The sequence below is a fragment of the Chthoniobacter sp. genome (assembly GCF_040003245.1).
GTDB lineage: Bacteria > Verrucomicrobiota > Verrucomicrobiia > Chthoniobacterales > Chthoniobacteraceae > Chthoniobacter.
Map to the genome: position 1 here is coordinate 1 of NZ_JBDUCX010000313.1, position 7045 is coordinate 7045.

At 62.6% G+C, this 7045-nt stretch carries 8 protein-coding genes; 4 read left to right on the forward strand and 4 right to left on the reverse strand.

Features of this window, described 5'->3' with window-relative positions:
- Positions 1–56 precede the first annotated feature (56 nt).
- A complete protein-coding gene (trpC, locus tag ABJF10_RS27990) occupies positions 57–875 on the forward strand; it encodes an indole-3-glycerol phosphate synthase TrpC (RefSeq protein WP_348547915.1) in 819 nt (272 codons plus the stop codon).
- 148 nt (positions 876–1023) lie between these two features.
- Here the strand turns inward: trpC and mazG are convergent, their stop codons facing one another.
- The 3 genes from mazG to ABJF10_RS28005 all read right to left on the reverse strand — a co-directional run bounded on the left by mazG (position 1024) and on the right by ABJF10_RS28005 (position 3580).
- Positions 1024–1839, reverse strand: a complete 816-nt coding sequence (gene mazG / locus ABJF10_RS27995) for a nucleoside triphosphate pyrophosphohydrolase (RefSeq protein WP_348547916.1) — start codon at positions 1837–1839, stop codon at positions 1024–1026.
- A 108-nt stretch (positions 1840–1947) separates the two neighbouring features.
- Positions 1948–2676 carry a DUF2270 domain-containing protein gene (locus ABJF10_RS28000; RefSeq protein ID WP_348547917.1) on the reverse strand — a complete coding sequence of 243 codons (729 nt, stop codon included), beginning with the start codon at positions 2674–2676 and terminating at the stop codon, positions 1948–1950.
- A gap of 52 nt (positions 2677–2728) precedes the next feature.
- On the reverse strand, positions 2729–3580 hold the full coding sequence (locus ABJF10_RS28005) for a DUF6576 domain-containing protein (RefSeq protein ID WP_348547918.1): 852 nt from the start codon (positions 3578–3580) through the stop codon (positions 2729–2731).
- A 245-nt stretch (positions 3581–3825) separates the two neighbouring features.
- Here ABJF10_RS28005 and ABJF10_RS28010 point away from each other — a divergent pair, with 245 nt between their 5' ends.
- Genes ABJF10_RS28010 through ABJF10_RS28020 form a run of 3 tightly spaced genes read left to right on the forward strand, consistent with a single transcriptional unit; the run spans position 3826 to position 6371 of the window.
- A complete protein-coding gene (locus ABJF10_RS28010; protein ID WP_348547919.1) occupies positions 3826–4134 on the forward strand; it encodes a hypothetical protein in 309 nt (102 codons plus the stop codon).
- 57 nt (positions 4135–4191) lie between these two features.
- Positions 4192–4740, forward strand: coding sequence for a sigma-70 family RNA polymerase sigma factor (locus tag ABJF10_RS28015; protein ID WP_348547920.1), 549 nt, complete (start codon positions 4192–4194; stop codon positions 4738–4740).
- Entirely contained in the window at positions 4737–6371 is a 1635-nt protein-coding gene (locus ABJF10_RS28020) for a LamG-like jellyroll fold domain-containing protein (protein ID WP_348547921.1), read from the forward strand. Before ABJF10_RS28015 ends, ABJF10_RS28020 begins: the two co-directional genes overlap by 4 nt.
- A gap of 10 nt (positions 6372–6381) precedes the next feature.
- Here the strand turns inward: ABJF10_RS28020 and ABJF10_RS28025 are convergent.
- Positions 6382–7045: hypothetical protein (locus tag ABJF10_RS28025; RefSeq protein ID WP_348547922.1), on the reverse strand; the 664-nt coding region annotated here is incomplete at its 5' end.

Sequence of the window (7045 nt, forward strand, 5' to 3'; positions counted from 1 at the left end):
TCCCTCTCCGCGCCTCGGCGCCTCGGCGGTTAAAATCATTGACCCCCACCCACCGCTTGACCCGAGCCTCCCCCTGCGCTGACCTATCACCCCCTGTGAATCGCCTGCAAAAAATCCTGGATACCAAGCGGACCGAGATCGCCAAGGTGCTGCCCCGCCTGGAGCATCTGCGCGCCGCCGCCCTGCTGCGCAACGATTACCGCCCTTTCGCCGCCACCCTCGATCGCGGGCCGGACGCTCTGGGCCTCATTGCCGAAGTCAAGAAAGCCAGCCCGAGCGCCGGGGTGATCGCCACCGATTTCGACCCCGTGGCCATCGCCCGCCAGTACGAGGAAGCCGGCGCTCACGCCATTTCGGTCCTCACCGACGAGCAGTATTTCCAAGGTCATCTCACCTATCTCACGAAAGTCCGCAGCGCCGTCGACCTGCCCTGCCTGCGCAAGGATTTCATCTTGCACGAGGTGCAGATTTACGAGGCCGCCGTGGCTGGAGCCGACGCCATCCTGCTCATCGTCGCCGCGCTGGAACAATCCCAACTCGAAGCGCTGAACAAGATCGCCGAGACCTGCCAGCTCGATGTGCTGGTGGAGGTCCACACCCGCGAGGAACTCGACCGCGCGATCGATCTCGCCGCCGCGCTCATCGGCATCAACAACCGCAATCTTACCACTTTTGAAGTCGATCTCGCCACCAGCGAGGAACTCAGCGAGGACGTGCCCGACGGCATCACCCTCGTCAGCGAAAGCGGCCTCAAGACCCAGGCCGACACCCGCCGCGTGCACGCCGCCGGCTGCCAGGCCATCCTCGTCGGCGAAAGCCTCATGCGCACCGGCGACATCGCCGCGCAGGTGAAGACGTTGCTCGACGTCGGGTAAATTGCCGAGCGGGCCTTGTCCCAAGCGCCGGGTTGGCCTCGAGCGGCTGGTGTCCCGAAGGGACAATAGAGATTAGCCCCGGGTCGCTCGAAGACTCGCTCGACCCGGGGCTAATCTCTTTGACGCCTCCGGCGTCGAGGAGCCGCCCCTACCCGCGCTTCACTTCATCCCAGAGCACATCGAGCTCCGCGAGGCTGAGCTTATCCAGGGCAATCCCCCGTTCTCGGGCCAGCGCCTCCACCTTTCGAAAGCGCGTGGAAAACTTGTCCGTCGCGCTCTGGAGCGCCGTCTCCCCGTCGACCTTCAATTTCCGCGCGAGGTTCACCACGGAGAAGAGCAGGTCGCCGATCTCCTCCTCGGTTTTCGCCACTGTCCCGGCGGCGATTTCCGCCTCAACCTCCGCCAGCTCCTCGCGAATCTTTGCCACCACCGGTGCCACCTCGCTCCAGTCAAAGCCCACGCGCGCCGCTTTCTTCTGCACCTTTTCCGCGCGCAGCAGCGCGGGCAGCCCGCCGGAAATGCCATCGAGCGCCGACGTCGCCTTTCCCCCTTTGTCGCCTTTCTCCGCCCGCTTGATGTCGTCCCACTTGACCAAGACCTCCGCGGAATCCGCGCAGCGATCTTCCCCGAATACATGCGGGTGACGGCGCAGCAACTTCTCCACGATGCTGCGGGCCACGTCATCAAAGTTGAAACGCCCTTCCTCCGCCGCAATCTGCGCGTGAAAGATCGGCTGCAAAAGCAGGTCACCCAGTTCCTCCCGCAAGTTCGCGTCATCGGCGGTGTTGATCGCCTCGACCACCTCGTACGCTTCCTCGATCAGCCCCGCGCGCAGGCTGGTGTGCGTCTGTTCGCGGTCCCACGGGCAGCCATCCGGCGCCCGCAGCCGTGCGACGATGGCGCAGAGTTGCTGGATCGGAGGCTGGGTATTGTCGAGAGCGTCGGCGTGGGTGGAATTTAGCATTTAGGATTTAGCATTTAACATTTGGGAACCTGCGACCGAACTCCTTCTTCTGCGTGACGCGGAAGGTGTTTTTAAAATCTTAAATGCTAAATCCTAAATGCTAAATTTCTAAATCCGCCACAGCGACCGATGCGCGCCGAATTCCGAAATCTCCCCGGTCGTCTTCCGCGCCACATAGACGGTGATGCCGATGACGCTGACAAAGGTGCCGACAAAAACGATGGCCACGAGCCAGCTCGGGATCGACCGGCCGATCGCCAGCGCCTGGTAGAAGGAGGCAAAGGAGGTGATCTCCGGCGTCGCGTGCAGGAAGATTTTCGTGACCCAAGCCACGAGGATGATCATGAAAATGAACACGTAGTTGCGCTTCAAGCGACGGCCCACCGCCTCGAAGGCGCTGATCTTGAACGACGGCAGGAGTAGATCCTCGCAGACCAGCTTCTGCCACTCGCCTTGGAGCAGCGTGGTATTCTGCGCGACGATCGGCACGAGAAAGTGGGCTTCGAGCATGCGCACCCGGGCGCGAAACGCATCGTAGAAGCGATACCGCCGGGCCTCGATCCAGAGCATGATCCAGACGATGGCCAGGTTGAAAAAGAAGATGATGTGCGGCACTTTCTCGAACGAAAACGCCACCGTGAAGATCGAGGAGGTCGCGGTGATCGCCCAGTTCGTCGTCGGGTCGAGCCGCGCGCGCCACGCCATGATGCGGCCCATCTCGCCCCGGTAGAAATGCGACATCGCCGTGACATAGGCGTTGTCGAAGCGGGGGGCTGTCCTGGCTTTCGATTCCGCTGGGGGCGTCGGGGGTGGCGGCGCGCTGGGCTCTTCGCTCATGCGGTGATGGGAGCGCGCACCCGTGCGGCTGTCGAGGCGCAATCGCGGCCGCTCACCGCTGATCCTTGCGCAGCAAGGCTTCGCGGGCTTTTTCGAGCGTCGCCTTTTCTTTCGCCGTGAGGCTGCTCATGCCGGACCTGGCGATCTTGTCGAGCAGCACGTCCATTTCGCTCTCCGGTTCGTTCAGCACTTCGCGGTAGCTGGCATTGCTCGGCGCGGGCACGACGTGGAACTTGGGCTTGCGCTGGAAGAGTTGTGTCACGCGGGCGAAGGGCGAGGCGTAGTCGTCGTGTTCCATTTCCTTGGCGTGCCGGATGTAGGCGAAGGCGACGCCGCAGCAGATCCACAGTTCTGCAATGCCGAGCCACTTCTGCCTGGCCATCAGCATCAGCGAACCGGAAAAAATGCAGGCAAAGGCCATCCACTTGAACGGGATCCACCCCCACACTTCAGTATTCGGATAGAGCGTGGCAAAGGCCACCAGCAGGCTGGAAATGAGCAGCATATTGCCCGTGGCGCCCCCCGCGAGGCCGATCAACCACCAACAGAGCGCGGCGAAGACCACCGGGACCAGGACGAGCATGAGGAGCAGCCGGGTGGTGACGACCCGCCCGAGGTGCGTCTCGATGCCGACGCAAAACCAATAGAAGCAGATGATCGAGAAAGGGGTGAAAAAATCCACCGGGTTGACGAAGACGTAGGTGAAGAGGCGCCAGAGCGTCCACGCCGGACGCAGCGGCATTTCAAAAATGAACGGCGTAATGAGGCCCGGGGCGCCGGCATTCGCGATCGCCGTCCCGATCAACCCGACGACGAAGAGGGCCGTCAGGATGGTCGTGAGGTAAATGGGAATATTGTTCCATTTCCCAAAGGGTTGGGTGGGACCGGATAGATAGCGAGCCATGCGGAGGAAAGACATAGCCGTTCGCGCGCCAGACCGCAAATGTCTGGTGGACCCAGTGGGGTCAGTTGGCTCCATGGGCTCCATGGGCTCAGTTGGTTCCATTGGCACCATGGGCTCTATGGGCTCCACTGCGGAAAATCGCCTTTTATGGGCCCAAAAACACGATTTTGCAGTGTCTTGTCCTAATTCCGTCGAGCCGTGCTGTTACCCATGTGCAACCGCAACCCTCAAACAACCAAAATCAAATGAAACTCACTCCTCTCTTCCTCTGCACCGCCGCCGTCCTCGCGCTCGCTCTGCCGGCCTCCGTCCACGCGGGCGGCAATCCCGACAAGAAGGCCGCCAAGAAAGCCGCCAAGGAACTCATGGCCACCTACGACAAAAACGGCAACGGCTCGATCGACGGCGACGAAGTCGACGCCGTGAAGAAGGCCTATGCGGCCGACCCGAATGGCGCGCTGAAGCAATATGACACCAATGCCGACGGCAAACTCGACGACACCGAGATCGCCGCGATCCACGCCGGCAAGGGCAAGAAGAAGAAGAACAAGTAAGGTGCCCGCGACTTCGCGTATTCTCGCCGCACCTCAAGTGCGGTAAGGTTCGCCTCTATGAATCCCGAATCCGACGCTGCTGCCGGCCTCGACCGCAACAAGCAATTGATGCGGCTGATGACCCAGCATCAGCGTCGGATTTTCGGTTATATCTACACGCTCGTGCCCGACCGGCACGATGCGGAGGACATCCTCCAGGAAACCAGCGTCGTGGTCTGCGAGAAGTTCGAGCAATTCAAGCCCGGCACCGACTTCGTGGCGTGGGCCTGCCAGATCGCCTATTGGGAAGTGCGCCGTGCCCGGCAAAAATACGCGCGGGCCAAGGTGGTCTTCGACCAGGAAGTCGTCGACGCCGTCGCGCAGACCGCCGCAGAGATGATCCCCGAGGTGAGCGCCCGGCACGAAGCACTCGGGCAGTGCCTGCAAAAGTTGCACGCCCGTGATCGCGAACTGGTCCTCACCCGCTACGAGCCGGGAAGTGGAGTCGAACTTGCGGCGCAACGCTCCGGGCGTTCGCTGGAGGCCGCCTACAAGGCGCTCGGGCGCATCCGCAAGCTGCTGCACGATTGCGTGACCAATCAACTTTCGCTGGAGGGCGCCGTATGAATCTTGGCGATCCGGAACTGCTCGAGCTGAACGCGCTTTGCAATGCGCTGGTCGACGGCGTCATTACCGATGCGGACAAGGCGCGCCTGGAGGAGATGCTGCGCGCTTCAGAAGACGCCCGCCGCTTCTACGTGCGCGCCCTCGCCCTGTCTTCGAGCCTTATGCAATATGCGGGCGAGATGCAGGCCGAGGCGCCGGACCTGCCGGCGGGAAAGTCGCGGATCGTGCACTCGGCTGCGTGGATCTGGTCGCTCGGGTCGCTGGCCGCAGCGGCCTCCATCGTGCTCGCGTTTTGGCTCGGCTGGACGAAAGAACGGGTGCCGATGATATCAGAAAGCATCGAGATTGCCGACACCTCTCCAGAGAGCGATGAGAGCGTCGCCCGGCTGTCGGGTGCCAAGGATTGCCGCTGGTCCGGTCTCGCGATCCAGCCCGGGGAGGAATTGCACCGCGGCCAGCAGATCAAGCTGGAATCAGGCTTCGCGGAGATCACTTTCGACTGCGGCGCCCAGGTCACGCTGGAGGGACCGGCGGCGCTCGATCTCGATTCCGCGTGGGAAGCCGTGCTGCAGCGCGGCACGCTCAAGGCCATTGTGCCGGCCGAGGCCGTCGGCTTCCGGGTCTCGAATCCGAGCGTCAATGTCGTCGATCTGGGAACGGAGTTCAGCATGGTCGCCGACGAAAACGGCGCGACCGAGGTCTTCGTTTTGAAAGGCGCGGTGGAGACGACCGCCCGCGATGCCGCCGGCCATGAAGAGCGCCCCGTGGTGTTGCGCGAAAAGCAGGCGCGACGCTTTGCGCACGCCGGTGGTTCCGAGGTGCGCGACCGCGAGGCAAAGCTCGAGAAGTTCATGCGCAAGGTCGCCTTCGAGCGCATGGCGCGCCCGGCAAACTACGTTCATTGGACTTTCGATGAAACCTCGGGCGACCTTGCTGCGGCCAGCATTCCGGGCCTGGAGGCGAAACTGCAAACGTCCGCCGATTCCACCCTCGCCGCGGCCCACGCCGGCGGCCACCTCCAGGGCGCCCTGCAACTCGATGGCCGACTCTTTGCCCGCGCCGCGTTCCCCGGCATCCGCCAGCGCGCCGCGCGTACCGTGGCCTTTTGGATCAACGTGCCGACGGATGCGTCGCTGCCCGAGGCGGACGCGATGCTGGCCTGGCCGCTGGGCAATGCGGGTCGCAGCGTGCGCATCGGCTGGAATCGCAACCCGACGCAAGGTGTCCTCGGCGCCTTGCGCACGGATGCCGGTCGCAACGGCCTGGTTGGCGGTACAGAATTGCGCGATGGCCATTGGCATCACCTGGCGATCGTCCTGTCACCCAAGGTCAAGGCCGACAGGGCGGAGAAAAGCGAAGGCCCGCTGCAATTGCGGCAATACGTCGATGGGAGGCTCGAGACAGCCTCGTTCAAGCATACCGGCAAGCGGGCCAAGGGAGTCGAAACCCAAGTCGCTTCCGCCGAAGACGCGCTCTGGATCGGCCGCGCGGTGGATGACGCCAGCGGCGCACGTTTTCGCGGCACGCTGGACGAACTTTTTGTGGCCGACGCCGCGCTCACGCCGCAGGAAATCCGCCACCTCATGCGCGAGAACAAGCCCGCCACACCCGAGATGCTCGCCGCCCAGTGAGCGTCGGGAATCAAGGCTTGAGCGGCTTGGAAGTGGCCACCAGGGAGACGTTGTCGAGGTAAGCCTTGTCGTTCCCGTTGCCGAACGATCCCAGACGAAACATCCGGACCTTCGATGAGTGGACAACAAAGGCCTGCTTCATCGCCGCCGGGGAGCCGTTGATGAAAATGTCGTAGGTCTGCGCCTTGATATCGAGCCGCAACTCGAAATGATTCCAAACGTCCCGCGCCACCTTGGTCATGTTCCTTGGCCATCCCGGAGAGGCTAATTGCAGGAAGCCCACGGAATAAATGTTGAAGCCTGCCACCTCCCAATTTCCACCCGTATCCGGGTCGCATGCCTTGAAGGCCCAGTCGCATTGCCGGGAGGAACTTTCCAAAAAGAGATCCGCCGAGATGACCACGTATGGTTTGCTATTTTCCAGCGAGACATCCACGCCGGGCTGCGTCTTCCCTCCAGGCGCCGAGTCCACCATCAGAGACTGAAGACCCGCGCCCGCGTCTTTGCGCTGGATTTGCAACGCACGATCCAAACGGGCGTCGACACCGATCGTGGTCCAATGTCCGTCGCCGACCGCATCCTCCCCTTTTTTGCGAAATTTTCCGACAGGGAATGTCGGAGGTTCAAAGCCCGTATTGTAAGCGACCGCGTCGGCCGGCAGGTTGTCGGTTATG

What these genes read in the sequence shown, in the direction of transcription:
- mazG (WP_348547916.1), bottom strand. Translation starts at nt 1,839, where the DNA reads ATGCTAAATTCCACCCACGCCGACGCTCTCGACAATACCCAGCCTCCG.
- ABJF10_RS28000 (WP_348547917.1), bottom strand. Translation starts at nt 2,676, where the DNA reads ATGAGCGAAGAGCCCAGCGCGCCGCCACCCCCGACGCCCCCAGCGGAA.
- ABJF10_RS28005 (WP_348547918.1), bottom strand. Translation starts at nt 3,580, where the DNA reads ATGGCTCGCTATCTATCCGGTCCCACCCAACCCTTTGGGAAATGGAAC.
- ABJF10_RS28010 (WP_348547919.1), top strand. Translation starts at nt 3,826, where the DNA reads ATGAAACTCACTCCTCTCTTCCTCTGCACCGCCGCCGTCCTCGCGCTC.
- ABJF10_RS28015 (WP_348547920.1), top strand. Translation starts at nt 4,192, where the DNA reads ATGAATCCCGAATCCGACGCTGCTGCCGGCCTCGACCGCAACAAGCAA.
- ABJF10_RS28020 (WP_348547921.1), top strand. Translation starts at nt 4,737, where the DNA reads ATGAATCTTGGCGATCCGGAACTGCTCGAGCTGAACGCGCTTTGCAAT.